We start from the raw sequence: 25,762 nt of genomic DNA on the forward strand, positions 1-25,762 counted from the left end.
ATGCCGAACCGGCAAGTTCAATCTAATGTGCGTGCTAGTCTATCGCAGATCAGTTCATGAAACTGAACCAGCCAGGAAAGACGCTGCGCCGGGTGCGCTACACTGCGAAAGTGGCAGAGGTGACATCGCCGGCCGCGCAGAGGGCTTCGCGCGGGCGGATCGACAAGCGGCAGGCGATACTCGACGCGGCGTTCGTGGTATTCGCGCGCCGGGGTTACGCGCAGGCGTGCGTCCAGGAGATCGCCGAGGAGGCCGGCGTCGCCAAGCCGACGATCTACAACCACCTCAACGACAAGGAGACGTTGTTCCGGCACGCGCTGACGGCCGCCGGCGACGCGGTGCTGGCCGAGAATCTGTCGGTGGTGGACCGGTTGCGCAATCCGGGCTCCGACTTACGCGCCACCTTGGCAGACGTGGCGTACCGGCTGATCCGGGCGTGCTGCGCCGAGCGATCCCGATCGCTGCGATGGCTGACCTACGGTCAGGTCGCGCAGTTCCCCGATTTGATCGACATCGTTGTCGGCCGCACGTCCGACCAACTGGCCGAAGCACTCGCCGACCGGCTGGCGCGCCTGTCGCTGTCCGGCCGCCTGCGCGCGTGCGACCCGGCGACCGCCGCGGAACAGTTCCTCGTGCTGATTACCGGCCCGATGGAAGGCCGTTCGCGGCTGGGCACCCGCAAGGTCTCCACCGCCGAGATGCACGCGGTGGCCACAGCGGCGGTCGATACCTTCCTGCGCGCCTACGAAGCGCCGGAAACCGGCTGAGCCCGCGCCGTTTCGCTTCGATGTGATCGCTCTCGCAAACCGGGCCGTCCGGACCCGGAGTGCGGCGGATCGCACCAGATCCGGTCACCCCGGACAGCACCGTTCCACCTTGGGGTGACCGCCCCTACGCCCGAGGCGTGCGTACCGCACGGCGGGATCTCGTCCGCGCGGCCGTCGGAACCAATTCGTTCACCGCCTGTCGCCGTTGGCGACCTTCCGGACGAGGACCAAGCGCACTTCTCGACATAAGGTACCGACTCGAAGCCCACCACACAGGCCGCGCGATCACCCCGTGGTGTCACATCCACCGACACTGCGAAATTCCATTCCGCGCAGGTCACGGAGGTGGGCAAATCGACCGCGCAGCAACATGATCCGCCACTCAGAACCGTCGCCCGGAGTTGGCCGGGGTGGAGACCAGCCCACCGGCAGGATAACTCTGGGTAAACGGCTCGTGGGGCGCGAAGGGCCCCCGTATCCTGAATCCGTAGGGAAAGAGGGGTGATGACCGGACGACAAAGCCCATCCCCGCCTACCTCAGACCTTCCACCTTCCCAGCCTCGGCTTCGATGAGCTGGCGAAATTTACTCCCCCGCAACGGTTCCCACGAATGGCGCGATGTCGGCACCCTCCGACGCCCGCCGTTCGCGCCGCGCGCCTGCGGTCAGCCGAAGTCGTGTCATGCGGGGAATTTGGCAACCCTTCAGCAACGCAGCTGCCCGAAGTCGTACGGTTGCCAAATAGCCTGTGACTATTGAGCTTTCGCTATGAATTGCTACAATCGGACCGTGCACCGTTAGCCTAGCTAATCAGCGGCAATATTTTTCCGGGCGCGCCGAAGACCGCGGCTCGCCCCGGGGGTTCTTCCGTCGCTGAAGCGGGCGCACGATCCTTGTCGGCAGTTCCAGGGAGTTCGCTATGGACAATCCACACGTTCTGGTCATCGGCGGCGGCCCAGCCGGGTCGACCACCGCAGCCCTGCTCGCCAAATCGGGGGTCCGGGTGACCCTCCTGGAACGAGATAAGTTCCCGCGCTACCACATCGGCGAGAGCCTCTTGGCGTCCGTCCTCTCCACCCTGCGCCTCTCCGGCGCCTACGACGCGGTGGCCGCGCACGGCTTCCAGATCAAACGGGGCGGCCACTTCCAGTGGCAGAACGACGACTGGCTGCTGGACTGGTCCAAGCTGGTGGACGCGGAAGCCTGGTCCTGGCAGGTGCAACGCGACGTCTTCGACGAATTGCTGCTGCGCAACGCCGCCGAGCAGGGCGCGCAGGTGATCGAGCAGGCCACGGTCACCAACGTCCTTTTCGAGGACGACCGGCCCACCGCCGTCGAATGGACCGTCGACGGTGACGACCGGACCCACACCACCGAGTTCGATTTCCTCGTCGACGCCTCGGGGCGGGCCGGCGTACTCGCCAAACACCAGGTCATCGATCGCCAGCAGCATCCGGCTTTCCGCAACGTGGCCGTCTGGTCGTATTGGGAAGGCGCACAACTACATCCGGACAGTCCGGAAGGCGCCATCAACGTGGTGTCCACGCCCGAGGGCGGCTGGTTCTGGAACATTCCGCTCTCGGACGGCCGCCACAGCGTCGGCTACGTCGTCTCCGCGCGCAAAGCCGCTCCGAAGCTTCGGGAACAAGGTCGAGAGGCGTACTACCTGGAGACCATCGGCGACAGCGCGGCGATGGGCAAGCTGCTCGCCGGTGCGCGACGGGTCGCGGAGGTCAAGGCGGAGCAGGACTACTCCTACAGCTCCGACCGGTTCTGCGGCCCCGGCTGGGTCGTCGTCGGCGACGCGGCGTGTTTCCTCGATCCGCTGTTGTCCAGCGGCGTGCATCTGGCGACGTACTCGGGCCTGGTCGCCGCGGCGGCGATCGCGACGATCCTGCGCGGCGAACTGAGCGAGTCCGACGCCCTCGGCTTCTATGAGCACGCGTATCGCCGGGCCTACACGCGATTCCTGGTCCTGGTTTCGCGCATGTACGAGCAGTACGTCGGCTCGGAGGAATACTTCGCGCACGCGGGCACCCTGACGACCGGGCACAGCGGCGACACCAAGCAGGCTCAGTTCACCGAGATCATGGCAGGTCTCACCGACATGGACGAGTCATCGGGAGTGCAAGAGCGCACCGCGACCGAGACCATCATGTCCGCGGCCGAACGCCTGCATGCGGAGTCGGCGAATCTCGAATACATGGGTCACCTGGACATGTCGGTCGTGTGGGACCACTGGCGTGATCCGCTGGCGGACACCACGACCGAGCAGCTGCGGATCACGACCGACCCGGTCCTCGGGCTGACCGGCCGGCCTCGGACGGACGCGGAGGTCGCAGCCGTGGCTCGCCCCGTTCTTCCCCCGACGGCTGCCGGCGCCACCACCTCCTAGCACCGGTATCCCAACGGGTTTCCCGTGACAGCCACCGCTCGGAGCCGGTCGTGACGATCACGCACACCGGCCCCGAGCCACCGGGTGATTGCTCGCCCGGTGGCTCGGGTTTCCCGAATCACGACGAAATCGGCCGGTTCGGCCACCCGCTGACCAGGGCGCTGCTGGCGAGCGACGGATTCACCACGCCCGCGCTCGCGGCCGTTCTCGGCACCGACTTGACGGTGCGGGTTCTGCGCCAAGACGAAATCGCCGCGGCCCGGCTGCCGGACACCGTCACCGACGTCTTGCGCGTGTCCGGTACCGATCGCCTCATCATCCGACGCTCGTGCCTGGTCAACGCCGACTTGGTCACCGCATCCGTCAACTACGTCGTCGCCGTGCGCGCGGGCGCGGCCGCTTCCGGCGTGGACGATGTGCGGGTACCGATCGGATCGGGCCTGATCTCCCGCGGGGTGTCCCAACGGCGGCGGCTGCTGCGGACCGGGGTGATCAGATGGCCGGACGGTCGCCTGTGCGCCACGCGGTCCTACGTCATGCTGCTCGGCGATCGACCGGTCTGCTACATCCGGGAATCGTTCAACCCTGACGTCATCCCGCCCGAGTACGCCGCTGCGCCCGATGACGATCCGACGTGGTCGGACGAACCGGAACACACACGGGCGGAATCATTCGATGTGCCGGGAGAGGTCTTCGCGGCGCACGAGCCCAGGGGCGACGACCAGATTGGCGGAGTATCCGCACCACTGCTCGACCGTGCCCAGCGTTCGAGGCTCTTGCCCGCACCGATCCATCCGGCCGAATGCGTCGCGCTCACAGCGGGGTTGGCGAAGGCAGCGCGCGGAGAGGGTTTCGTGCTGCACCTCGGTGGCCGCGACGACACCTCCTGCGGTGGCGAAACCCGGACACTCGCCAACCGCCGGGCGCTGATATATGCCACCGCCGCGGTCCTGGCGCACGGACTGGGAGAAGCGACCGTCACCATCGAACGAGCGCCCAAGCGACACCGCGGATCCGCGCGCGCCGCCGCGACGCTCGACGAGTGGCCCGGCGACCGCCTGCCGATCACGCTGTGCGTGACCATGCTCCGCCAAGCCGCGGATCGGTGCCCTGACCCGATGCGTCGTGATCTGCTCCGCGCGGTCGGCGGACTCTTGCCCGTCGCCGCGATCACGCCACCAGGGGCACACGAACTGCACACTTCGCTGGTGCCGCCGCGTATCTCGCGCGAACCGTCCGCACCGTATGAGGCCGCGCCGACCCGTCAGGAACCGCACGGGGAATGGTGGGACCGTTCGGCGCACATGCTGTGGATCGGCGACCACACCGGCAACCGTGCGCGCGACCGGATGCGGTTGGCCGCGCGTGTCGGCAACCCGGTCGCGGTGGCACTCGGTCCGGCGGCCACACCGTACGACGTCGAACTGCTGTGCCGAGCGCTGAATCCGCGCAAGCAGCCGGGCAAGCTCACTCTCGTCCCGAGGCTGGGCGTCGCGGGCACCCTGGACAGGCTTCCCGCGTTGTTCGCCGCGGCCGCCGCGTGTGGAACCCCGGTCTGCTGGGTGTGCGATCCGATGCCCACGACCCCCGGAATACGGCTCGGTCACCCGCCCTTCCGCATCGACGACGTCATCGACGGAATCCGCGCGTTCTTCCGAACATGCCGGGCCACCGGAACCGCTCCCGGCGGCCTGCATCTCGAATGCGAAGCCGACGTCGTCGAGCCATGGACCGAAAGGGATGCGGGCAAACAGTGCACGGATCGCCGGATTCGCCGCTCCCCCGGACTGGATCCCGTACAGACACTGCACTGTGTCGTCGCCGCGCTCGAGCAGCGGGTCGTCTGAGCGGTCTACCCCGTTGATCCGATCTCGATTGTGACCGGGCTCTGCGACTGCGGCCACAGATCCGGGTCTCGCCACCACGAGCGCGGAAGCGCCGCGGCGAAAAAACAGTTCGGCACCGACCGCCCGGGTGAAGAGCAACGACGCCCGATGCCGGGAAGCCACCGGACGACAGAATGTCGCCAACAGCGGGAAATCGATTTCGAAATCAGCGCTATATCATCACCCGGATCCCGCTCGCACAGGTGCCCTTCCGCTGCGTCGGCATCCAGGCGACCCGTGCGTCATGAGCCGGTCACCGCGCAGCGCGAGCCCGCAACTCATGACATCGAGCCACTTCGAAAAACCAGCAGAACAGGCGGTAAGTTAGCAATAGTGGATCGCTCTGACTCAGAGAGTCGCGAGCCGAACACCTCGCATATCACCAGTGCTGTGCGGGCGGTACGCCGGGAATTGCCCGTCACGCCGTTTCGGCCGCACTCCAGGATGTGCTATGTAACTCAGGAATAATTTCGGTTCACTTGTTGTGGGTCACCAATCCGTGTGATTCGCGATCGAACCGCTACACTTTCGTTATTCTTCGGACGGGTACAGGTGAGGTGCCGCCCGGGTCGGGCGGGGCCGTGTCAGAGGTAGGCATTTTCTAGCCGTGAGCAAGTGGTCTGAGCTACGCGAATCCGCTGTGGGAGTGGTTCGCTCGAGCCGGCGTGACGTCCGTGGCCGAGTGAGCGTCCGGGTGCGCCTGCTGGCGATCGTGTTGATATCGAGCGTCACGCTGCTCACGATCGGTGTGGGCGCCGCAGGTTACCTGGTGCGATCCGCGCGGGCGGCGAAGGAATGGGCGGAGCTGGCCAGCAGCACGACGGTACCGGCCATCCTCATGGTCCAGTCGTTCGAAGAGGAGCGCCGCCTGTCGCTGTTGTATCTGGCCGGCGACACCGAAGTCGCCCGCGGGCTCGCCGCCGCGCGCCAACGCTCGGATGCGGCGCTCGCGGCTGTGATCGCCAAAGGCGATGCCGCTCGCAAGCTGAACCCCGGCGGGTCCGCCTCCGAGATCGAGGGCTACAACAAGCTGTTCGCGCTGGTGCCGACGCTGCGCGGCGGGGTCGACTCGCGACAGGCCGTGCCGAGCGAGGTGTTCGGCGCCTTCAGCCAGATCATCGGCACGATCATCGCCGCGTCGACACTCGCCGCCCGGGTGGCGCCGGAAGCCGACATCGCCATGGAACTGAGCTACGGCGTGGAGCCACTGCGCGCGGCGGAAGCATTGTCGATGGCGGACACGTTGGGCGCGGTGGCGCTGACCGTGGAGGAGCACACGCCCGCGCAACTGACCGAATTCAGCCGCTTGGTCGGGGAATTCCGCAGTCAGGTCGCCTACTCCGCCCAAGTGTTGAAGGGCACCCGCCTCGCCCAGCTCCAAGAGATCACCGGCGGACCGGCCTACCAGAAGGTGATCGCGATGCAGGACGCGGTGCTGCTGCGGGGGCCGGTGGAGGCGGGCGGCGACTCCGACGAGTCCGGCAGGACCCAGAGCGGCCGCTCGACCTCGCGAACCACACCGTTGCCCATGAACGTCGCGGCTTGGCAGGAAGCTTCCGGCCAGGTCGGTTCGGCCCTGCTGAAGTTGTGGGACGACCAGAGCCACGACGCGCACGCCATCGCCCGCGAGCGCGGCGACGAGACCGCGCGGCAGTCCATGCTCGGCGGCGCGGCGGTGCTGCTGGTCGCGACGCTCGCGTTCGTCGCGGCGCTGGTGCTGGCCAATCGCTTCATCGCGCGCATGCGGCGCTTGCGGCGCGACACACTGGAACTGGCCGACCAACAGCTGCCCGAGCTCATGCAGAAACTCGGGCGCGGCGAGAGCCTCGAATCCGAGGCGGAAGTGGCGCGGCTCGATTTCGGTACCGACGAACTGGGCCAGGTGGCCGACGCCTTCAACCGCGCGCATGTCGCGGCTGTGTCGGCCGCGGTCGCGGAGGCGAAGACCCGCGCGGGCGTCAACGCGGTGTTCCTCAACATCGCGCATCGCAGCCAGGTGGTGGTGCACCGCCAGCTCGCCCTGCTGGACCAGGCCGAACGCCAGGAGGAGAACGCCGACCAGCTCGAGCTGCTGTTCCAGCTCGATCATCTGGCCACCCGGGCCCGGCGCAACGCCGAGAACCTCATCATCCTCGGTGGCGAGAAGCCGGGCCGGCGCTGGCGCAAGCCGGTTCCGCTGCTGGACTTGGTCCGCGCCGCCGTCGCGGAAAGTCTCGACTACACCAGGATCCAGACCGGCCGGCTGCCGGAAGCCCAGGTGTCGAGCAACGCGGTAGCCGATGTGATCCACTTGCTGGCCGAGCTGATGGACAACGCGACAGCTTTCTCGCCCCCGCAGGCGCGGGTCGAGGTGACCGGCGTCGTGGTCGGGCGCGGTGTGGCGATCGAAATCATCGACCAGGGTCTCGGCATGTCGGAGGCCGACTTCGCCGCGCGGAACGAAGTGCTCTCCAACCCGCCGGATTTCAGTGTCGTGACCTTGTCCAGCGACACCAGGCTCGGGTTGTTCGTGGTCGCGAAACTGGCTCACCGCCATGGCGTCTCGGTGCGTTTGGGGGAATCGGTCTACGGCGGGGTCCGGGCGGTGGTGCTTGTTCCGAGCGCCCTGCTGCAATCGGAGACGCCCTCGCGCGACCAGAACGACGGCGACCGTGTCGAGCCCGCACAGGCGCCGGCGCCCGACAGCACACCGCCTCGGCCGGCGACGGGACGGTCGGCGTGGTTCACTTCCCCCTCCGATCAGTCCCCGGCACCGATTCCGCACAGCGACACCCACGGATTCGACACGGGCTCCGCACCGCATCCCGACCCCGCTTCCGATACCCGGCCGCCGTTGCCCCGCCGCCGCCGCCAATCTGCCGAGGAGCAGCCGGAGACGGCGCAGCCCGCCGCGGCTCCGGTTCGGCAGCGGTCCGCCGACGAAGCACGCAATCTGATGAGTGCCATCGAGAACGGGACCCGCCAGGGGCGCCGGAAGCGTCCCGACCTCGACTAGTCCGCAATTCCACCCACCTTCGGAAGGCGACGATGACTACCTCCCAGGGAACCGGCATCGGTTGGCTGCTCGACGAGCTGGTCACCGGACTGGTCGGAGCCCAGTCCGCGGTGCTGCTGTCCTCGGACGGGCTGATGATCGGCCATTCGGCTCGATTGGACAAGGCCGATGCCGAGCGGTTCTGCGCGATGGCATCGGCTCTGCACAGTCTGTCCCGCAGCGTGGGCCACCATTTCGACGCGGGCGGGGTCTGCCAGACGGTGGTGGAACTCGACCGCGCGGTACTGTTCGTCACCACGGCGGGCGCCAACGCGTGCTTGGCGCTGCTGGCGTCGGAGACCGCCGATATGGGTATGGTGGCCTACGAGATGAACCAGACGGTGCAACGAGTCGGAACACACCTGTCGGTCGACACGCGCCCGCAGCCTTCGACACAGCCATGAGTGATCAGCACGATTCCTGGTACGAGGAGGACGCCGGACCGTTGGTCCGGCTCTTCGCCATCACCCGCGGCCGGGGTCGTGCGGTGCGCCGGGAACTGAACCTGGTCACCCTGGTGGTCGACGGAGCGCCCGGGACCGCGCTGCGGCGCACCGAACCGGAATACGCGGCCATCATCGAGTTGTGCCGCACTCCGCAGTCGGTGGCCGAAGTGTCCGCGCGACTGCGCCTGCCGCTGACGATGACGAAAGTCCTCATCGGCGACCTGCTCGACGACGGCAGGCTCATCGTCCGGTCGGCGCAGCCCCCGACCGGCCCCGAATCGGATCTGGGCCTGCTGCGCGCGGTGCTCGACGGCATCCGCGCGCTCTGACCGTCCCGCTACCGCTCAGACCAGCTGCGCGGCAAGCCGTTTCGCGTTCATGTAGGCGATCGCCTCGATCGAGACCATCGGGTTGACGCCCGAGGAGGTGGGGAAGCAGGAGGCGTCGGCGACGACGATGTTCGCCGCTTCCCAGGTGGCGCCGTCCGGGTTGGTGGCCGAGGTGTCCGGGGAACCGCCCATCCGGGCCGAACCCATGATGTGCAGCGCGCCGAGGGAGCATTGTCCCGGGCCGTATCCGGCGGCGCGGCACGCGGCGGCGAACTCGGCGTGCGAGCCGCGCCGGCCAGGCTCGTAGGAGACGCCGGCCTGGTGCCCGGAGAAGATGCGGTGAGCGCCCGCGGCCTCCAGAATGCTCGCCGCTCCTTCGAACCCGGTGTGCAGATGGGCGGCGTCGTAGTCGGACAACCGGTAGTCGACGACCGGCTCACCGCTGCGGTCGACCGACACCGTCCCCGAATCACGGTCGCGCGTGATGATGCCGATCGCGTTGGACCGCCCGAAATCGAGCATGGTGGTGCGGTGATTCGCGGCGCCGCGCCAGCTCATGAATCCGGTGGCGAGCCCGGGATGAATCGGGCCGGTCTCGTAGATCACGCCGTAGCCGTTGCCGTCCAGATCGCTGTGCTTCCGGCAGATCCGGGTCTGCAATCCGCCCTCCCACGGCCGGATCTCCTCCTCGAACACACCGAACACCGCGGCCGCCGGGTGCAGGCGCAGATGGCGGCCGATGTTGTCGTTGCGCAATCCCGAGCGCCGCAGCAACGCCGGAGTCTGGATCGCTCCGGCCGCCACCACCACCGCGCGAGCACGCACCTCGATCTCCACGCCGTCGGAGGTGACCGCTGACACTCCCTGCGCGCGTCCGCCTTGCACGGTGATCCGCCGTACGTCGGCGTCCACGACCAGTCGCGCGCCCCGCTCGGCCGCGTCGGCGAGCCAGGTCTTGGTCACCGACTGTTTGGCGCCCAGCCGGCAACCGTAGCCGCATCGACCGCACTCCACACCGGCGTCGCAGGCGTCGGTGACGTTGCGCGGCAGCGTGTCCACTTCCCAGCCCAGCGCTTTGGCGCCGCGCTCCAGCACGCCGTCGCGAGCCGACAACACCGACCGCCGATCGGTGACGCCGAGCCGCCGCTGCACCACCTCGAGGGCATCGTCGAACTCCGTCTCGGCGAACTGGGCGGCGCCCAGCCCGGCCCACTCCGCGCGCACGTCGGGCGGCGTCGGCAACGACGTGCTCCAGTTCACGACCGTCCCGCCGCCCAGGCAGGTGCCCGCGACGAGGGTGATCTGACCTTCGCTGGAGCCGGGCGGGCCCGGCGCGTACAGGTGCCGCAGCCCGCCGAGTTCGCCGGTGCCGAAATCGCGGTCGTCGTAGTAATTCCCGCGTTCCAGGACGACGACGTCGAGACCTGCTTCGGCCAGGACCGCGGCGGCGACACCGCCTCCGGCGCCGGAACCGACGACCACGACATCACACTGGAGTTCGGCGCTCTCGCTGTAGCGCAGCGGAGTCAGGGCGGGTGCGGGCGCCGTTTGCAGCGGGCCGGACGGCGCCGGATACCCGATCTCCTTCCACAGCGGGTTGGTGCCCGACGGGCCGGGGGTGATGTTGTAGGACAACAGCGACGCCTGCTTGAGCGCCTGGAAGATCACCCGCACCGACTCGAAGCGGGAATCGGCCAGCCGCAGCAACGCCCGTTCCCGTTCCTCCTGCGACAGGCGGGAGAAGCGCCGGGGACCGCTGCCGGTGAGCAAGCCGGTCAGCCGGGAATCCCACAGATTCAGCAGCGTGGCCAGTTGCTTCTGCTCGGCCTCGCGGGGGTTGCGGCCCAGCAGCTCGAAGACGGTGTCGACGGCCCCGAGCGCGCTCGCCGACGGTAGCGTCAACCCGTCGCCCGGGTTGAAGGTGTCGCAGATGCTGGTCATCGCCGCGCGTTGCTTGGCTGTTGGTTCCATGTGGAGCAGTCCCCTTCGTGTCGCCAGTGAGTTGTATCACAAGGGATGAACAACCACTAACTAAAGACATGTTTCGCCAGTTGACGGCGGCTTTGGTGAAAGAATGTGGGGCCACATAGCGCTGACCCGATGACGACTCGCCAGCGCCAGCGGCCCCGGCGCGTTCATGCCGGAATGACAACAGCCGCCGCGTGCCCGACCGCCAGGAACGCGTGGACGACCGAGACGAGCGCACCGCCGAGCCGGGCCGTCGGGTCCTCGCCACCGCGCGGCCGCGACAGCGACCACCGGGTGAACGTCCGCTCGGCGTGCACCGCAAGACGCAGCAGTTCGGCGCGATACGACCCGAGCAGCGGCTGGTCGCAGGCACTCAGCGCCGCGGCGGTGAGGTGCGCGCAGCGGCCGATCGTCACCACGATCTCGAGCACCTCGTCCGGCACCGCCGTGACGACGTAGGCGTCCGCGGCAGCCGCCCGCGTCCGCTCGACGACGCGGCCGAGGGCACGTCCGAGTTCGGCCAGTGGCGCGCGATCGGCGACCACGGGCTCGGACGCCAGAGCGGTGGACAGGTTGCCGATGACCACGCCGAGCGCGTCCTCGACCCGGCGCAGCCGATCGAGAATCCCGGGCACGTCGACCGGGGAGCACCCGAAATCCGCCAGGACCGTCGCGGCCTCGACCAGGGTCGCGGCCGCCGCGCGGAAGTAGATCCCGGTTGTCGCGCTCGCCGGTAGCGTGCCCATGCCCACTCCTCGGGTAGGTGACCCTCGATCAGCCGCCGTCGCCTGCCCGCGCCGACCGGACAGCTTCGGCCGGATGGCGTCGACAGACTTGCGCCGCTCCGGACAGCAATCAGCCCGTACTACAACGCTTGATCATAATAGCCCATAACATATCTCTTCAATCCACAGGTAGACAGATGAGCTGTATTGAAACGGTCATTTACTTATGGCTCAGTTGGATCGAAGTTGGACACGTCAGCTACGAGCAGGCACCGGATCCTTCCTGGCACCGCTTGCGGCGGACGGCCGCGGCGAGTCGCTCCCTCCGGCCGCGGTCGCGCGTCTTCGGGGACACCTGACGCGACCGCCGATCCGGCAGCCCGCCGGTCTCTTCCATGACCTCTCCGCGCAAGCGCGATGATGGAGCGAAGCCGATCACCATCGAGAGGACCGACGGATGTACCGTCTGACGCGCTGCCTAATCGCGGTGGTCGTCCTGCTGGGCGCCGCGGGGTGCGCTGACTCCGAACACGAATCGCCGCCTACTCGGGGGGAAGTCGTCTCGACCACGCCCCTGATGGGGCTGGCGGCCGAGGAGGCCGCGACGCTTCTGGGCAACGGCGGAATTCGCACCCCCGTCCGCAACGGTGTCGACGCATTCCGCATCGAATACCGGACAATCACCCCGCAGGGCGAACCGACCACCGCCAGTGGCCTGGTGGTTCTCCCGCGCACCGACTCCCGGCGGCTGCGCGTGGTCAGCTACGAGCACGGGACCATGACGCTCAAGAGCGACGCCCCGTCGGTCGACACCCGCAACCTCCCCGAACGGCTGCGGACGGTCGCCTTCGCGGCCGCGGGCTACGCGGCGACCGCACCGGACTACCTGGGTCTCGGCAACGGTCCGGGGCCGCATCCCTACACTCACGCGCCCTCGGAGGTCAGCGCGTCGGCCGACCTCTTGCGCGCGGCCGGCGCGCTGGCGGCCCAACAGGGCCGGGAGCTGGACCCGGACGTGCTGGTGACCGGCTTCTCCCAGGGCGGCCACGCGGCGATGGCCCTCGGCAAGGCGCTGCACGCCGGAACGATCCCGGGCTTCGGGGTCGCCGCCCTGGCCCCGATCAGCGGGCCTTACGACCTCCAGCACGTCCAGGCGCCCGCCGCGCTCGACGGGCGGGTGGTTCCGGGCGCCGCGGTACTGTTCCTCGCCTACTGGATCACCTCGATGAACCGGATCCACCACCTCTACGACGATCCGGCGGAAGCCTTCCAGCTGCCCTATGCCGACAAGGTCGAAGGACTCTTCGACGGCTTCCACAGCGAGATCACCATCGTGACCTCGCTGGCCACCACCCCCGCGCAACTACTGACCCCGCAGTTCCTCCAGTTGACGACCGAGCCGAGCGGCGCCGCCGCGAAGGCCGTGGCCGAGAGCGACGGCACCTGCGACTGGACGCCGCGGGTGCCCGTCCACCTCTACGCTTCCCGTGGCGACCGCGCCGTTCCCTATCCCAATGCCGAGCATTGCCTGCGAGCTCTCGGCAGCGGCAACGCCACGCTGAGCGACTTGGGCGACCTCGACCACGGCGGAACCGCGCGGGCCGCGCTGCCCGAGATCCTCGGCTGGTTCCAGCAGCAGTTCCCGCCGAGCTGACCGGCGGGCCCTCCCGTGCTCAGTGCGAGGCGGCCGACTCGGTTTTCGCCGCGAGGGGAGAGTTGCTCTTCGCCACGGCGATCCGGATGTCGAGGTGCGCGATCTGGCCGGAGGCGTCGAACTCGGCCTCTCCCGCGAGGCCGTGGCCACCGAATTCCAGCCACCGGTAGTCGTCGAGGAATTCGGTGACCAGGCCCCGCCGCGTCAGGTAGCTGTGCACGGCACGCCGGTGATCGGTCAGCGGCAGCGCCCCGAAACCATAGGCGAGCACGCGAGCGAGGCCGGACGCCGTGGGCGCGGGCAGCTCGAACGCCGGATGCTCGACGAGGAACGCGACGCACGCGCCATCGATGATCCCGCAGTAGGAATTCCAGCGCCCGCACACGATCTTCGCGGCATCCGCCATCAGCCCGGCGACCTGGTAGGGCTCCGGCGCCGCGCCCCCGTGTACCACCGGCAGTTCCGCCGAACACAATTCGGCCACGCGGTACCGCAGACCGAACTGGCGCACCGTCTCGGCGGCACGCAGCAACGACGGCGGGTAATCCCAGGGATTGACCCATCCCCACAGCCACGTCTCGGCGTCGGCCGTGCCGAGCAGGTGGACGTCGGTGCACACGAAGGAGCGCTCGTCGCCGAGGAATTCGAGCCGGCGTCCTTCCAGGTCGACCTCCCACACGTGTGCGCCGAGCACGTCTTCGAGGTGCAGCCGGTGCTCGAGCGACAACAAGCCCGCGTCATCGAGAAGTCTCGTCAGTGGCACGGATTGGGACACCGCGCCAGCGTAGTCAACGCGCGGCCACCGCTCCGCTTCCACTCGGACTTCCGCGGCGAGCGTGTCATCCGGAACGCGGCGACACCGCGCCTACGACGGCTGCCTGCTGGGCAACGGGATCGGCCATCGGCGGTGGGTAAGTTGCTGGTGCCCGGCGGGGTTGTGGTCGATCCCGGCGGCGTTGATCAGCCGCCAAAGCGGGCCCGGACTGCGCGGACACCTCCATGTCGCAGTGTCCACACCTCACCCGGACAGCCGCCACTGCCGTCGTGATCGCCTGCGGACAAGAAAAGCGTCACGGCCAGGTGGCTCCGGAGATCGGCCTGACCGAGGCCTGCTTGGCGGCGGGAGATCACTGCGGCGTCGCAGAGATCGGCAGCTGTCGGCGGAGCCGGCGCGGGCTACTTCAGATCGAGGGGTGCGGTCGGCTTCGTCGAACGACCCACGCTGCGGCGGCGAGCAGCGCTGACCGCCGAGCGGATCTGCACGGCGGGGCCGCTCCCGCGGTCAGTAGATTGGTGGGATGAGTGCCGACGCCTCGATGCAGGAGCGCGGACCCGTGGCCGTGCGATGGTCGGTCGCGGGTCGGCTACGGGCGCTGCCGGGAAGCATCGGCTATTTGCTGGTCGGCGGTGCTACCGGCGTGGCGGCCATGTTCGCCGCGGTCGGCTTGTTCGTGGTCGCGGCCACCAGCCTCGGTGGGGTGGGTATTCCGGCGATTCCCGAATACCTGCGGTTGATCCGGCCGCTGACCGAGTTCGAACGGCGGCGGGCCGGCAAGCGGCTGGGCGCGCCGATTGTGGTGGCGTATCGGCCGATGACCGGCGGCCTACGGCAACGACTGGTCAGCGCCTTCGGAGATCCGGCAAACGGCCGGGATATCGCGTGGCTGTGCGTGCACGGGGTGCCCGGCATGGTGGTGGCGTTGTTCTCGATCGGATTGCCATTGGGGGTACTGAACCAGCTGGCGATTCCGGTCTATTGGCAGATCGTACCGCCGGGCACCGTCGACAGCTTCGGCTTCGTGGTCGATTCCTGGCCGCTGGCCGGGCTCAGCGTGCTCATCGCGATTCCCTTGGCCGTCCTCGTTCTCCGGCTACCCACGGTGGCCCGCTGGCAGGCGCTGCTGGCGCGGACGCTTCTCGGTCCGGCGCCGGGCGCTGCGCTCGCGGTTCGGGTGGCGGAGCTGACCGCCACCCGGGCCGCCGCACTGGACGCGCATGGGGCGGAACTGCGACGCATCGAACGGGATCTGCACGATGGCGCGCAGGCGCGGATCGCGGCGGTCATCATGCAGCTCGGGCTGGCCGATCAATTGCGGGAACGGGACCCGGCCGCATCGTCCGACCTGGTCCGCAAGGCGCAGGACACCGCCGAGGCTGCGTTGGCCGAACTCCGCGATGTGGTGCGAACGGTGTATCCGCCGGTGCTCGCGGATCGCGGGCTGACGAGCGCGATTTCGGCGTTGGCCGCGCGCTCCCCGATTCCGGTCGAACTCGATCTCGACGGCGCCGTCGCAGCGCGCCAGAGCAGGACCGAGGCACCGGATTCGGGCAGATCGAAGACACGGTGGCCGGCGGCTGTCGAAGCGGCCGCCTATTTCGTCATCTCCGAGGCGATCACTAATGCGACTAAACATTCCGCGGCCGAAAATCTTAGGGTATCCCTCGGAGGCGATGCCGGGCTGCTGGCCGTCGAGGTGCGAGATGACGGGATGGGCGGGGCACGAGAGACCGAGGGTGGCGGGCTGGCCGGGATTCGGCGGCGGGCCGAGGCGCTGGACGGGCGGATGGTGCTGAGCAGTCCGGCGGGTGGGCCTACTGAGGTTCGGGTGGAGCTGCCGTGCGGGTTGTGATCGCCGAGGACGACGCGCTGTTGCGGGAAGGGCTGGCGCTGCTGTTGCAGACGGCGGGGATCGAGGTTGTCGCCGCGGTGGACGATGCGGAGGACTTTCTCTCGGTGGTGACCGCCGACCGGCCCGATGCCGTGGTCGTGGATGTGCGTCTGCCGCCCACCTTCACCGATGACGGATTGCGAGCGGCGGTTCGGGCTCGCGAGCTTCACCCCGGCCTCCCGGTGCTGGTGCTCTCGGCCTGGGTCGAGCGCAGCTATGCCGCCGAACTGCTCGGCGACGGCGCTGGCGGGATCGGATACCTGCTCAAGGAACGGGTCGGGAAGGTGGATCGGTTCCTGGATTCGCTGCGGCGGGTCGCCGAGGGCGGGACCGCCATGGATCCGGAAGTGATCTCACAGCTGCTGGTGTGGCGCAAGACCGACGATCCACTCTCCGCGCTCACCCCACGCGAACGCGAGGTGCTGGCGCTCATGGCCGAGGGGCTCGACAATGCGACCATTGCCGAGCGCCTCGTGGTAACCGAAGGTGCTGTGCTCAAACATATTCGGAGCATCTTCGCCAAACTGGGCCTCTTCGCCGACGAGGTGGGGCACCGGCGGGTGCTGGCCGTGCTGGCCTATCTGAATGCCGGATGATCAGTCGTCGCGACAGGTGAGGTCGGCGGCAGGCAGAGTGCCGTCAGCCAGGTAGGTGTTCACAGCGTCGTAGACGCAGGCATTCGGATAGCGGCCGAAGATCGAGTGAATGGCGACGTCTTGCAACGTGACCATACGAGAGCCGGTGAGCGCCCGGTGCATGGCGATGGCACCGCCGTAATTGGTCCGGGTGTCGCCGGTGGCCTGAACGATCAGGTTCGGCACTGAATTGCCGATGGCGGTGGGCGATTCGGCAGGCGGTGCCCAGAACGCGCACGGCGTGATGTTGTTCGCCAAGGCGCCGAAGACCGGCTGGGTGGCGCGGGATGCCTCGATATTGCGCCGGTACCAGTCCAGATCTCGGGGTGCGCCGATGTCCCCGCAGAGGATAGCCATCTGAGGCGACATGTCGCGAGGCTGGGCGCGCAGGATAATAGCGAGCTTGGCCGCCAAGTCCTCGTCCGGTCGTATCGGCTTACCTTCGGCGGCATCGGCGAGCTGCCGGATCTGTTGCACCGCAAGACCGTAGCCGTGGGGCGAATCGAAGGCGATGTACAACACCAGGGGAAGGGAATGCTCGTCGATGTCGTACTCGCCGATCCGGATCGGCTGGGCGGCGGCGCGTTCGACGAGCCGCTCGACCAGACCACGAACGGCCCCACCGGTGGTGCCGAGGTGGTATTCGTCGTCGCGTTGAGCGGTCCAGGCCGCCCAGTCGTCGAGCGCGGCCTCGTTGGGTGAGCCCATGTCCTGCACCATTCCGACCGCGCCGTAGCGGTACGGGTCCACAGCGCCGTCCAGCACCATGCGGTCGGAACGTTCCGGGAACATCTGCATATACACAGCACCCAGGTAGGTACCGTAGGAGGTGCCCAGATAACTGATCTTGCTTTCGCCGAGCGCGGTACGGATGACATCCATGTCGCGAGCGGTATTGCGAGTGGTGAAGTGCGGCAGCCGCTCACCCTCGGCGTCGGCGCAGCGCGCCGCCAGATCGGCTTGGTCGGCGACGGATTCGGCGAATCCCTCGGCATCGACACCAGCGGACTGCAGGCCGAAACCGTGCGGCCAATGACAGTTCACCGGCGAGGAGCGCCCGACACCGCGCGGGTCCATGCCGATCAGGTCAAAGCGGGCGCGGACCTCGGGGGTCATGGCCTGGCTCGTGTCGACGAAGTAGTCCAGGCCGGCACCGCCCGGACCGCCCGGGTTGGAGAGGATGACCCCACGCCGCTGGGCCGGGTCGGCCGCGGCGATGCGAGAGATGGCGACGGTAATCGTAGAGCTTTGCGGCTCAGCGTAATCCAGGGGCACCGTCACATCCGCGCACTGCGCGCCCATGCCATCGAGACCTGGCGCATCGCAGGACTTCCAGGTAAGCGGCTGGTGGTAGTAGCGGTCCAAGGGCTCGGCCGCACCCGCCCGATCGGCGACGGCGGTCGTCGTGAACGCCCCCGCGCCGACGAGCCCGGTGACGGCGAACGCTACCGGAACGCTCAATGCCCGAGGCAGCTTGTATCGAAACACGAATAATCTCCTCATCGTGCGCAGACAGCGGCATCGAACAGCTTCGACACCGCGTCAGAGGCGGCCGTATCGACCGGAAGCTGATTGACGGTCACCACGACGGCGGTGCCGTCGGACGCCACGCCGTTGCGGGTTGCGAAGCCCGGAATGCTGCCGCCGTGGCCCCACACCTCCTTGCCACAGGAGACCGGGTGGTGAATCAGGCCGAGTCCGTAACCGGAACCGGGTTCTCCGCGGTCCCAGGGGATGGTCTGTTTCATCTCGGCCAACTGCGCTGCGCGCAGTAACTTCCCGGTGAGCAAGGCGGTGAAGAAGCGGTTCAGGTCGTCGGGGGTGGAGACCATCGCGCCCGCGGTGCCGGCCCACGAGGAGTCCAGATCGGTGAAATCGATGCGGCGACCGCCGGTTTCGTGATATCCGCGCGGATGCGGCCCCCGGATGCCGATCTCGCGCGCGTCGGGGAAATAGGTGTCGCGCAAGCCCAGTGGTTCCAGGATGCGGCCGGCGATCTCGAGCTCGGCCGAGCGCCCGGTGATCTTCTCGATCAGCATGCCGAGCAGAATGTAATTGGTGTTCGTATAGACCGAACGCGCCCCCGGTTCGAATCGGGGCGGCATCGACAGGGCGATTCGCACCAAGTCCGCGGGTTCGTAATGAGCCCAGCGGATTTCGTCGGCATCGGCCCGCAGCTGCGGGGTGCTCGCGACAGCCGTCAGAGCCGGATCGCCGCCGGCAAGGTAGTCCGGCAGGCCGCTGGTGTGCTGGAGCAGTTGGCGGACCGTGATGCGACTGCCGTCATTGCCATTGCCCTGCACGACGCCCGGTAACAAGCGTTCGATCGGCGCCTCGAGATCGACCTTGCCGTCGGCGACCAGTTGCAGCACGACGGTGGCGACGAAGGTCTTGGTATTGCTGCCGATCCGGACCCGGGCATCGTCGGCGATGGGCACTCCGGTGGCCAGGTCGCCCGCGCCGGTGGTCAGCACCCGGTGGCCATCCGGGCCGTCGATGGTGACCTGCGCGCCTGGGAAGCCACTGCGAACCAGCATGTCGAGGGCCTGAGTGACGGGGCGGTACATCTCGTTTCGGGTTGGTTCACCGTCGCCGGTGTCGGTGCCGCATGCTTGGACTGCGAGCGCGCCCAGCAGCCCGACACCGGCCAGCGCGATCCTTCGGCGATGTCGCCGCATTGCGCTCATGAAGACATTTCTCCTTTTCAGGTCGGGTTTTCGGCCAAATCGAGCGTAGGAATCCGGAGGCGCGCGGCCCATACCCCGCACGCCCGAATCACAGTCGTGCGCGCTACCCGGGCGGAGGTAGCGCCAGCACCACCTACATGCAAGGTCAGTTCTGGGGCCACTGCGCGAGACGCGAGAGTCTTCTCTCCGGCCAGCTCAGCCCGGGCCGGATGCTAAAACTCGGGGCGACAAGGGGCAGGGACGCAACCAGCCTGAACATGTTGACGCCTCCGTAGAGTGAGTGTACAGTCACTCACATGAGCAGGAGCGGAGCCACACTCTCCCGATCGGACCAGCGTCGCGACGCCGTCATCGACGCCGCGATCACCGAGTTCGCCCGGGCCGGTTACCACGGCACACCGATCAGCACCGTGGCGGCGACCGCGCAGATCTCCCCGGCGTATGTCTTCAAACTCTTCCCCAGCAAGGTGACGCTGTTCGTCGCCGCGCTCGAACGATGCTTCGACTCCATCGAGCGGGCGATGTCCTCCGGGGCCGCCCACGTCGACGACGGCGCCGGTCCCGAGCAGATCCTGCACGCGATGGGCGGGGCTTACGCCGAACTCATCAGCGACAAGAGTTTGCTGATGCTGCAGGTTCATGCTCAGTCCGTGGCGGATGTCCCGGAGATCGGCGAGGCGCTGCGCCGCGGCCTGGCCGGCGTGACCGAGCTGGCCAAACGGCGCTCCGGCGCCGACGACGAACTCGTGCAACGATTCATCGCCTTCGGGCAGCTCTGCCACCTGATCACCACCCTCGGACTGGAGGGCGACACCAGCCCGTGGGCCACCATCCTCACAGCGGGCATTCGCCACCCGAACAATTACTGACCCGATCCCACCGCCCCTTCGGGGGCATTTCTTTCACCCATTCAGTGATTGATCAGTCACACACTAGGAGAACAGATGTCCACCATCACCGCCACCGAGATCGTCCTTCCCGGCCGCGTCGAGCCGCGGGGACTGCTGATCACCCACCGCGACCTGCCCGCAGCAGGGCCGGGCCAAGCCCTCGTCCGAGTGGAAGCCAGCGGCGTCTCCTTCGCCGAGCAGCAGATGCGGCGCGGCAAGTACTACGACCAGCCACCGTTTCCTTTCGTGCCCGGCTACGACTTGGTAGGGATCGTGACCGCGGTCGGAGCCGGTGTGGACCCGGCCCTGGTCGGCAGCCGCGTCGCCGCGCTGACCAAGACCGGCGGCTGGGTCAGCCACGCCCTGCTCGACGCCGCGGACCTCGTGCGGGTCCCCACCGGACTCGACGCCGCCGAGGCGGAAACCTTCGTCGTCAACGGCATCACGGCATGGCAGATGCTCTTCCGGACCGCGAAGGCGCGAACCGGACAGACCATCCTCGTGCACGGCGCGAACGGCGGCGTGGGCTCCACCCTCGTCCAACTGGCCCGCGCCCACGGAATCCACGTCATCGGGACCGCGTCGGCGCGCAACGCCGACGCCATCGAAGCCCTCGGCGCGACCTGGGTCGACTACCGAGGCGACGTGGCGCACCAGGTTCGCCTGCTCGCTCCCCACGGCGTGGACGCGGTCTTCGACCACATCGGCGGCCCCGGCATCCGCGACTCGTTCGCCCTGCTGGCACCGCACGGCACCCTGGTCTCCTACGGAACCGCGGCCACCAAGAACGACGAAGGCAACTCACGACTTCCAGTGCTGAAATTGCTCATCCAGCTGACGCTGTGGAACATGTTGCCCAACCACCGCAACGCGCACTTCTTCAACCTGTGGGCGGGCAAACGCAACCTCCCCCGCTTCCGCAGCCGCATCGCCGAGGACTTGGGCAACATCTTCGACCTCGCCGCCAAAGGCGCGCTCAGCGCACAGGTCGCTGCCCGCATCCCCCTGACCGAGGCCGCCCGCGCCATGGAACTCGCCGAGTCCGGCACGGTCGTCGGCAAGGTCGTGATCGTGGCCGACGCCCACCACTGAGCCACGCCTGCTGGCCTCTTCACCACCACGCCCGCCAGACCACGCGACCTGCCACTGCCCCCATAGACCACGTTCCGTCAGTGCGGCCCCGCCGCTGCTGCCGATAACCGAGCATGGTCGCAACCGTGTGCCCAGCCGCGGGGGGCCATGGGCGCCGCGGCCGATGGATGGCCGGGATCCGATTTCAGGCCGTTAGATGAGGCCGGCGACTTCTTGAGCGATGGCGGCGAGTCGGGTTTGCGCGGCGGAGACGACGCCGTGGCGGTTCTTGTGGGCCTCCTCGTAGGCGACGATCGCTCGGATGTCGGCGGGGTCGGTGAGTTCCTTCACCTCGGCGACGGCTTGGGAGACGTTCAGCTCGTCGTAGTCATCGATCGGCAACTCGCCGGGCTCGGGGACCCCGCTGGTGCGGATCGACCGCAGGGCATCGGCGGCGGCGTCGGCGCCTTCGCGGCGCGCGACCTGCTCGGCGGTTTCGAGCGCGGCGTCACGGGACGCGGAGAGGGTTTTGACGGCGACATCACCCGCCCGCGCGCCTTGGGCCAGTAATCCACCCAGCGCGGGTGGGGTGGCACGCACGGTGTCCAAGGCCCGGTCCAGGCCTCGAGCAGACCAGGTGACCGGGAGGTTGAACAGTTTCACCGCGGTCCCGGCCGCGGCCTGCAAAGGGGTGCGGCGCAGCGCGGCCGGGCCGCCGAGGGCGTCCTCGGCCAGGACGGTGGTCAGCCAGTCCACCGTCGCCGAATGCGCGGTGATCAACCGCTCCGCCAACTCCACCACCTCGGGCAACTGGGCGGTGGTCGCGAGAGCCTTGATGTAGCGGGCGCGGTCGACCAGTTGGTGTTCGAGAGTCAGGTCACCGAGCAGGGCCTCATCGAACGGCAGCGCCTGCTCGACCATCGCCTTGACCGCCGCGGCGGCCTGACCCAGGAATGGGCCGACCAACTCCGGGACTCCACCCAGGTCGCGGATGGCGGCCTCGATGGCCTGCGCGCGGGCGCGGGCGTTCTCGGCGTTTTCGGACAGCTCCCGGCGCACCGCTTCGGTGCGGGCTTGGGCGATGCGGGTCTCGGCGACCTGGAGCTCGGTATTGGTCAACGACAGCACCGCGCGCAACTGCGCCAGCAAAGTAGAGGTATCGGGTGTGCTCATGCGAATCTCGTCCCTCCGGTGTGTGACAGCATCGGGTCGGCGCAACGATGCACCACTCCCACGACTACCCACACCTACCGGTCGGTAACACGCTTCATCTCACGAAGAGCCGTCTTCGGCGGTTTCGTGGTGCGGCGGGGTAGGGCCAGATCGCATGCCCGCCCCTTGGAACGTTCGACGCTTACGGCTGCGGGACCAAGAGTGCCACGGTCACAATCGGAGCTCAGTGAACCCATGACTTTGTCGGTCCAGCCTCGCGGCTCCTGCTGAGGAATGCAGGAAACCATACGGCCAATCGAACAAATTTCCCCTAGCGGTTGCCTGGAGTCTTGGCATCTGCCAGAAGTTCGCTTATCCGATCCTCGTCAACCTCGGCCTCGTCAGCGGCGAACATCAGCCCCTCCAGCTAACCGGGGGTGCCTCTCTATGTTGTCAAGTCGCACAACATGGCTCGGCTGGGCTTCGGTGGCGGTTGGTGTCGTCGGCGATCATGATCCGCCAGATGACGTTGGACAGGTGTCGTTTCAGGCAGCGCATGGCCGCGCGTGGGGATGCTCCGGCAGCGATCCTGCGGTCGTAATAGGCGCGGCCAGCGCTGGCGGGCATGCGGACCTGGACCATGGCGATGGTGTGGAGGGCGGCGTCGAGTTGCCGGTCTCCGTAACGGCTGAGCCGATGTACCTGGCGGTCGGCGCTGGCGATCTCGATCGGCGCGGTGCCGTTGTAGGTGGCGTAGGCGACTGCGGTCGCGAACCGTGTCGCCGGACCGGTGCGTCCGATCAGCCGAGCAAGTCGTGGTCTGCCAGCGCCGCGCGGATCGTGGGATCGTCGAAGAAGTCGGCGGTGAGCGCGTGCTTGAACCCGGCAGCGCAGGCGCAATCGGCGCAGAGGTTTCCGGCGTGTTCGACAACTGGGTCAGCGCCCACCACCACCTACTCGCCATGAAAGTGCAGGTCAGATGAAAATCCTGGTCACCGGGGGTGCAGGATTCGTCGGAGCCACCGTCACACGACTGCTCCTCGACGCCGGACACAACGTCACCGTCATCGACGACCTCTCCCGCAACGACGACCGCCAAATCCCCCACGACGCCGAATTCATCAAACTCCGCGTCCACGACATCGCCCAAATCCTCACCCCCACCGCCGGCTACGACGCCGTCCTGCACTTCGCCGGCCTCATCGCCGCAGGCGAATCCATGCACCACCCCGAATGGCACTGGGACAACAACACCCGCGCCTCCCTCGCCCTGCTCGACGCCATACACACCGCCCACGTCAGCCGACTCGTCTTCTCCTCCACCGCCGCCGTCTACGGCGAACCCACCCACCTGCCCCTGCTCGAAACCTCACCCACCAACCCAGTCAACACCTACGGCGACACCAAACTCGCCATCGACAAAGCCATCACCACCTACACCCGCGCCTCCACACTCGGCGCGATCTCCCTGCGCTACTTCAACGTCGCAGGCGCCCACCACTGCGGCGACGGCACCATGATCGGCGAACGCCACAACCCCGAAACCCACCTCATCCCCCTCGCCCTCGACACCGCCCTCGGCCACCACGACAAACTCACCCTCTACGGCGACGACTACCCCACCCCCGACGGCACCTGCATCCGCGACTACATCCACATCACCGACCTCGCCCACGCCCACCTCCTCGCCCTCGACAACATCCACCCCGGCGAACACAAGATCTACAACCTCGGCAACGGCATCGGCTACTCCAACCACCAAGTCATCCAAGCAATCCAAGACGTCACCGGAATCCCGTTCGACATCGAGACAGCACCACGACGACCAGGCGACCCCGCAACCCTCTACGCCTCCTCCCAACTCGCCCAACGCGAACTCGGCTGGACACCACAGAAACCAGAGATCACCGACATCGTGCGGGACGCGTGGAAGTTTCATAGTCGGCGGTCCGCGCCCTGACTACGAGAAGTAGCGCAACGCACTCAAACGCCGGGCCGTAGCGCAGCGTGAGGAATTGCGTATTGCGTCGTCAGCTGGATCCAGCGGAGCCATGCCATCGGCGGCACACCGCACTCGGCCGTCTGGCGCCAGTCGAATACGAGACCATCGTGACCCCCTCCGACCAACCAGGCCGCGTGATCGAACCTGTCACCGGGGCGTGCCGCAGTACCAAGCGCTCGTCGGCTACTTGGGACACGTAGTCGATCCAATCCTCATTGTTCCATGCGGATTCCACGCGACTGGCTCGGCCCCGATATCACCGACGGGATGGACACTGACCATCCGTGCCCAGCTCCACTCGATGTGACGACGAATCCGTCTCGACGCAGTGACTTCCGAGGTGACGGATGCGCGGGGTCTCGCCGTCGGACCGGTAATTGGGCTCGGAATCAACCGGGTCGAAAAGAAGGACTACGAAGAGCGGTGCGGTTCAACCGGCAGGACCACCGGCGATCGGGCCGAGGCGAACCACAGGGGTGAGACCAACTGCGTTGAATACCCGAAACACAACCCGGGCCAACTCCGATAAGGCTGACAGTTCCCGAGTTGCGCACCACGCAGAATCTGCGGGACGGAACCAAAGCCGACAACGCAAGGTGCAATGAGATGACGGTGCGTCATGGCTGCACATCACCTTTCGTCGACGCGGCGGCATGCGCCTGCACTCGGAGATACACCCCTACCTCGGAAAGAGACCATGACATCAACACGACGACATGTTGCCGCCCTCCTTTCGTGCGCGGCAGTGACGCTCACAGCCGCCGCTTGTGGTGCCGAATCCGCATCAACCCCAACCACCACAACACTCGTCTCCACATCAGTCGTATCCGCCGGTCGCACGACACTCCTGCCGCCGACAACCACTGACGTACCACTGCCGCCGACCACACTGGAAACGACCAAAGCCTCCACCTCGCCGCCGGCTGCGGTCGCACCTGTCCCGCCCGCGGCAGTGGTACCGACACCTCCGGCGGCGGCCGTGCCGGTGCCACCTCGACCGGCAGCTCCCAGCGTCTACTACTCCAACTGCGCCGCCGCCAAGGCCGCGGGCGCCGCGCCGCTACGGCGGGGAGAACCCGGCTACAGATCAGAGCTGGACCGCGATAAGGATGGCATCGCCTGCGAATAGGCCGACGATGATGTGCTGGGCGGCACAGTAATTGCAGCGAGGCATCTACTCACCGTTCCGCAGGTCGATCTCTGTGGTTAACGCAGGTTCCGTCCGGACGCCAATGACACGGTGGCAGATTTGCCGCGGACCCGCGTACTCGAGACGACGTTCCGACCAGCGAGCAGCTGCGGGGACCAGACGTACAGTGATTCCACATACGCGACGACTGTTGTAACACCGGCTGCCGGTGACCCGACAAACCGGACATGTCTCTCAATCCCAAGCAGTCGCAACAATTTTCGGCTCGTGCCGGTGTCGTCGCAGCGGTGGCCGCCACCGGGA

21 protein-coding genes are annotated in these 25,762 nt (G+C 67.7%); 13 read left to right on the forward strand and 8 right to left on the reverse strand.

The features are described 5' to 3' along the window. Positions 1-110: 110 nt before the first annotated feature. The 6 genes from QMG86_RS17005 (at position 111) to QMG86_RS17030 (ending at position 8,856) form a co-directional block, all read left to right on the forward strand. Positions 111-767, forward strand: a complete 657-nt coding sequence (locus tag QMG86_RS17005; protein ID WP_281873221.1) for a TetR/AcrR family transcriptional regulator — start codon at positions 111-113, stop codon at positions 765-767. A gap of 918 nt (positions 768-1,685) precedes the next feature. Then, on the forward strand, positions 1,686-3,161 hold the full coding sequence (locus QMG86_RS17010; protein WP_281873223.1) for an NAD(P)/FAD-dependent oxidoreductase: 1,476 nt from the start codon (positions 1,686-1,688) through the stop codon (positions 3,159-3,161). A gap of 50 nt (positions 3,162-3,211) precedes the next feature. After that, positions 3,212-5,008 carry a 3-deoxy-7-phosphoheptulonate synthase gene (locus tag QMG86_RS17015; RefSeq protein ID WP_281873224.1) on the forward strand — a complete coding sequence of 599 codons (1,797 nt, stop codon included), beginning with the start codon at positions 3,212-3,214 and terminating at the stop codon, positions 5,006-5,008. 721 nt (positions 5,009-5,729) lie between these two features. Next, entirely contained in the window at positions 5,730-8,042 is a 2,313-nt protein-coding gene (locus QMG86_RS17020; RefSeq protein WP_281873226.1) for a sensor histidine kinase, read from the forward strand. A 32-nt stretch (positions 8,043-8,074) separates the two neighbouring features. After that, the gene (locus QMG86_RS17025) at positions 8,075-8,485 is read left to right on the forward strand and encodes a roadblock/LC7 domain-containing protein (protein WP_195089227.1); all 411 of its coding nucleotides are present in this window, start codon (positions 8,075-8,077) and stop codon (positions 8,483-8,485) included. Then, a complete protein-coding gene (locus tag QMG86_RS17030; protein ID WP_281873231.1) occupies positions 8,482-8,856 on the forward strand; it encodes a DUF742 domain-containing protein in 375 nt (124 codons plus the stop codon). Before QMG86_RS17025 ends, QMG86_RS17030 begins: the two co-directional genes overlap by 4 nt. A 15-nt stretch (positions 8,857-8,871) precedes the next feature. Here QMG86_RS17030 and QMG86_RS17035 read toward each other — a convergent pair whose 3' ends face one another. Beyond that, a complete protein-coding gene (locus QMG86_RS17035; protein ID WP_281873233.1) occupies positions 8,872-10,827 on the reverse strand; it encodes a GMC family oxidoreductase in 1,956 nt (651 codons plus the stop codon). A 164-nt stretch (positions 10,828-10,991) separates the two neighbouring features. Further along, entirely contained in the window at positions 10,992-11,570 is a 579-nt protein-coding gene (locus tag QMG86_RS17040) for a hypothetical protein (RefSeq protein ID WP_281873235.1), read from the reverse strand. Positions 11,571-12,006: 436 nt separating this feature from the next. Between QMG86_RS17040 and QMG86_RS17045 the strand changes: the two genes are divergently transcribed. After that, positions 12,007-13,203, forward strand: coding sequence for a hypothetical protein (locus QMG86_RS17045; RefSeq protein ID WP_281873238.1), 1,197 nt, complete (start codon positions 12,007-12,009; stop codon positions 13,201-13,203). A 19-nt stretch (positions 13,204-13,222) separates the two neighbouring features. On the opposite strand, the gene QMG86_RS17050 is transcribed toward QMG86_RS17045, so the two are convergent. After that, the gene (locus QMG86_RS17050) at positions 13,223-13,978 is read right to left on the reverse strand and encodes a DUF6882 domain-containing protein (RefSeq protein ID WP_281873240.1); all 756 of its coding nucleotides are present in this window, start codon (positions 13,976-13,978) and stop codon (positions 13,223-13,225) included. A 523-nt stretch (positions 13,979-14,501) separates the two neighbouring features. Here QMG86_RS17050 and QMG86_RS17055 point away from each other — a divergent pair. Together QMG86_RS17055 and QMG86_RS17060 are read left to right on the forward strand one after the other, a co-directional pair. Continuing rightward, positions 14,502-15,833 (forward strand): sensor histidine kinase, encoded by a 1,332-nt coding sequence (locus QMG86_RS17055; protein ID WP_281873242.1) that lies wholly within the window; start codon positions 14,502-14,504, stop codon positions 15,831-15,833. Then, positions 15,821-16,468, forward strand: coding sequence for a response regulator (locus QMG86_RS17060; protein ID WP_281873244.1), 648 nt, complete (start codon positions 15,821-15,823; stop codon positions 16,466-16,468). The genes QMG86_RS17055 and QMG86_RS17060 overlap by 13 nt, the downstream gene beginning before the upstream one ends. On the opposite strand, the gene QMG86_RS17065 is transcribed toward QMG86_RS17060, so the two are convergent. Next, positions 16,469-17,872, reverse strand: a complete 1,404-nt coding sequence (locus QMG86_RS17065) for an alpha/beta hydrolase (protein ID WP_281873245.1) — start codon at positions 17,870-17,872, stop codon at positions 16,469-16,471. 134 nt (positions 17,873-18,006) lie between these two features. Next, positions 18,007-19,194: a serine hydrolase domain-containing protein gene (locus QMG86_RS17070; protein WP_281873246.1), complete on the reverse strand. Its 1,188-nt coding sequence runs from the start codon at positions 19,192-19,194 to the stop codon at positions 18,007-18,009. Positions 19,195-19,490: 296 nt separating this feature from the next. On the opposite strand from QMG86_RS17070, the gene QMG86_RS17075 reads away from it, so the two are divergent. Further along, complete coding sequence (locus tag QMG86_RS17075; RefSeq protein WP_281873248.1) at positions 19,491-20,063, forward strand: TetR/AcrR family transcriptional regulator; 573 nt, start codon at positions 19,491-19,493, stop codon at positions 20,061-20,063. A 75-nt stretch (positions 20,064-20,138) separates the two neighbouring features. Next, entirely contained in the window at positions 20,139-21,176 is a 1,038-nt protein-coding gene (locus QMG86_RS17080; protein WP_281873249.1) for a medium chain dehydrogenase/reductase family protein, read from the forward strand. Between the two features lie 192 nt (positions 21,177-21,368). Here the strand turns inward: QMG86_RS17080 and QMG86_RS17085 are convergent, their stop codons facing one another. The 3 genes from QMG86_RS17085 to QMG86_RS17095 form a co-directional block, all read right to left on the reverse strand. Beyond that, complete coding sequence (locus tag QMG86_RS17085) at positions 21,369-22,328, reverse strand: ferritin-like domain-containing protein (protein WP_281873251.1); 960 nt, start codon at positions 22,326-22,328, stop codon at positions 21,369-21,371. Between the two features lie 432 nt (positions 22,329-22,760). Then, a complete protein-coding gene (locus QMG86_RS17090; RefSeq protein ID WP_281880996.1) occupies positions 22,761-23,111 on the reverse strand; it encodes a transposase in 351 nt (116 codons plus the stop codon). Further along, on the reverse strand, positions 23,108-23,254 hold the full coding sequence (locus QMG86_RS17095; protein WP_281881289.1) for a hypothetical protein: 147 nt from the start codon (positions 23,252-23,254) through the stop codon (positions 23,108-23,110). The genes QMG86_RS17090 and QMG86_RS17095 overlap by 4 nt, the downstream gene beginning before the upstream one ends. 32 nt (positions 23,255-23,286) lie before the next feature. On the opposite strand from QMG86_RS17095, the gene galE reads away from it, so the two are divergent. After that, positions 23,287-24,267, forward strand: a complete 981-nt coding sequence (gene galE, locus QMG86_RS17100) for a UDP-glucose 4-epimerase GalE (RefSeq protein WP_281873254.1) — start codon at positions 23,287-23,289, stop codon at positions 24,265-24,267. A 739-nt stretch (positions 24,268-25,006) separates the two neighbouring features. After that, positions 25,007-25,438, forward strand: coding sequence for an excalibur calcium-binding domain-containing protein (locus QMG86_RS17105; RefSeq protein ID WP_281873256.1), 432 nt, complete (start codon positions 25,007-25,009; stop codon positions 25,436-25,438). The last annotated feature ends 324 nt before the right edge of the window (positions 25,439-25,762 follow it).

The sequence above is a fragment of the Nocardia sputorum genome, from assembly GCF_027924405.1.
In the GTDB taxonomy this organism is placed as follows: domain Bacteria; phylum Actinomycetota; class Actinomycetes; order Mycobacteriales; family Mycobacteriaceae; genus Nocardia; species Nocardia sputorum.

Bases quoted from the DNA above. Each gene is read 5' to 3' on its own strand.
- QMG86_RS17010 (WP_281873223.1), top strand. From the start codon at position 1,686: ATGGACAATCCACACGTTCTGGTCATCGGCGGCGGCCCAGCCGGGTCG.
- QMG86_RS17025 (WP_195089227.1), top strand. From the start codon at position 8,075: ATGACTACCTCCCAGGGAACCGGCATCGGTTGGCTGCTCGACGAGCTG.
- QMG86_RS17030 (WP_281873231.1), top strand. From the start codon at position 8,482: ATGAGTGATCAGCACGATTCCTGGTACGAGGAGGACGCCGGACCGTTG.
- QMG86_RS17035 (WP_281873233.1), bottom strand. From the start codon at position 10,827: ATGGAACCAACAGCCAAGCAACGCGCGGCGATGACCAGCATCTGCGAC.
- QMG86_RS17040 (WP_281873235.1), bottom strand. From the start codon at position 11,570: ATGGGCACGCTACCGGCGAGCGCGACAACCGGGATCTACTTCCGCGCG.
- QMG86_RS17045 (WP_281873238.1), top strand. From the start codon at position 12,007: ATGTACCGTCTGACGCGCTGCCTAATCGCGGTGGTCGTCCTGCTGGGC.
- QMG86_RS17055 (WP_281873242.1), top strand. From the start codon at position 14,502: ATGAGTGCCGACGCCTCGATGCAGGAGCGCGGACCCGTGGCCGTGCGA.
- QMG86_RS17070 (WP_281873246.1), bottom strand. From the start codon at position 19,194: ATGAGCGCAATGCGGCGACATCGCCGAAGGATCGCGCTGGCCGGTGTC.
- QMG86_RS17075 (WP_281873248.1), top strand. From the start codon at position 19,491: ATGAGCAGGAGCGGAGCCACACTCTCCCGATCGGACCAGCGTCGCGAC.
- QMG86_RS17080 (WP_281873249.1), top strand. From the start codon at position 20,139: ATGTCCACCATCACCGCCACCGAGATCGTCCTTCCCGGCCGCGTCGAG.
- QMG86_RS17085 (WP_281873251.1), bottom strand. From the start codon at position 22,328: ATGAGCACACCCGATACCTCTACTTTGCTGGCGCAGTTGCGCGCGGTG.
- galE (WP_281873254.1), top strand. From the start codon at position 23,287: ATGAAAATCCTGGTCACCGGGGGTGCAGGATTCGTCGGAGCCACCGTC.
- QMG86_RS17105 (WP_281873256.1), top strand. From the start codon at position 25,007: ATGACATCAACACGACGACATGTTGCCGCCCTCCTTTCGTGCGCGGCA.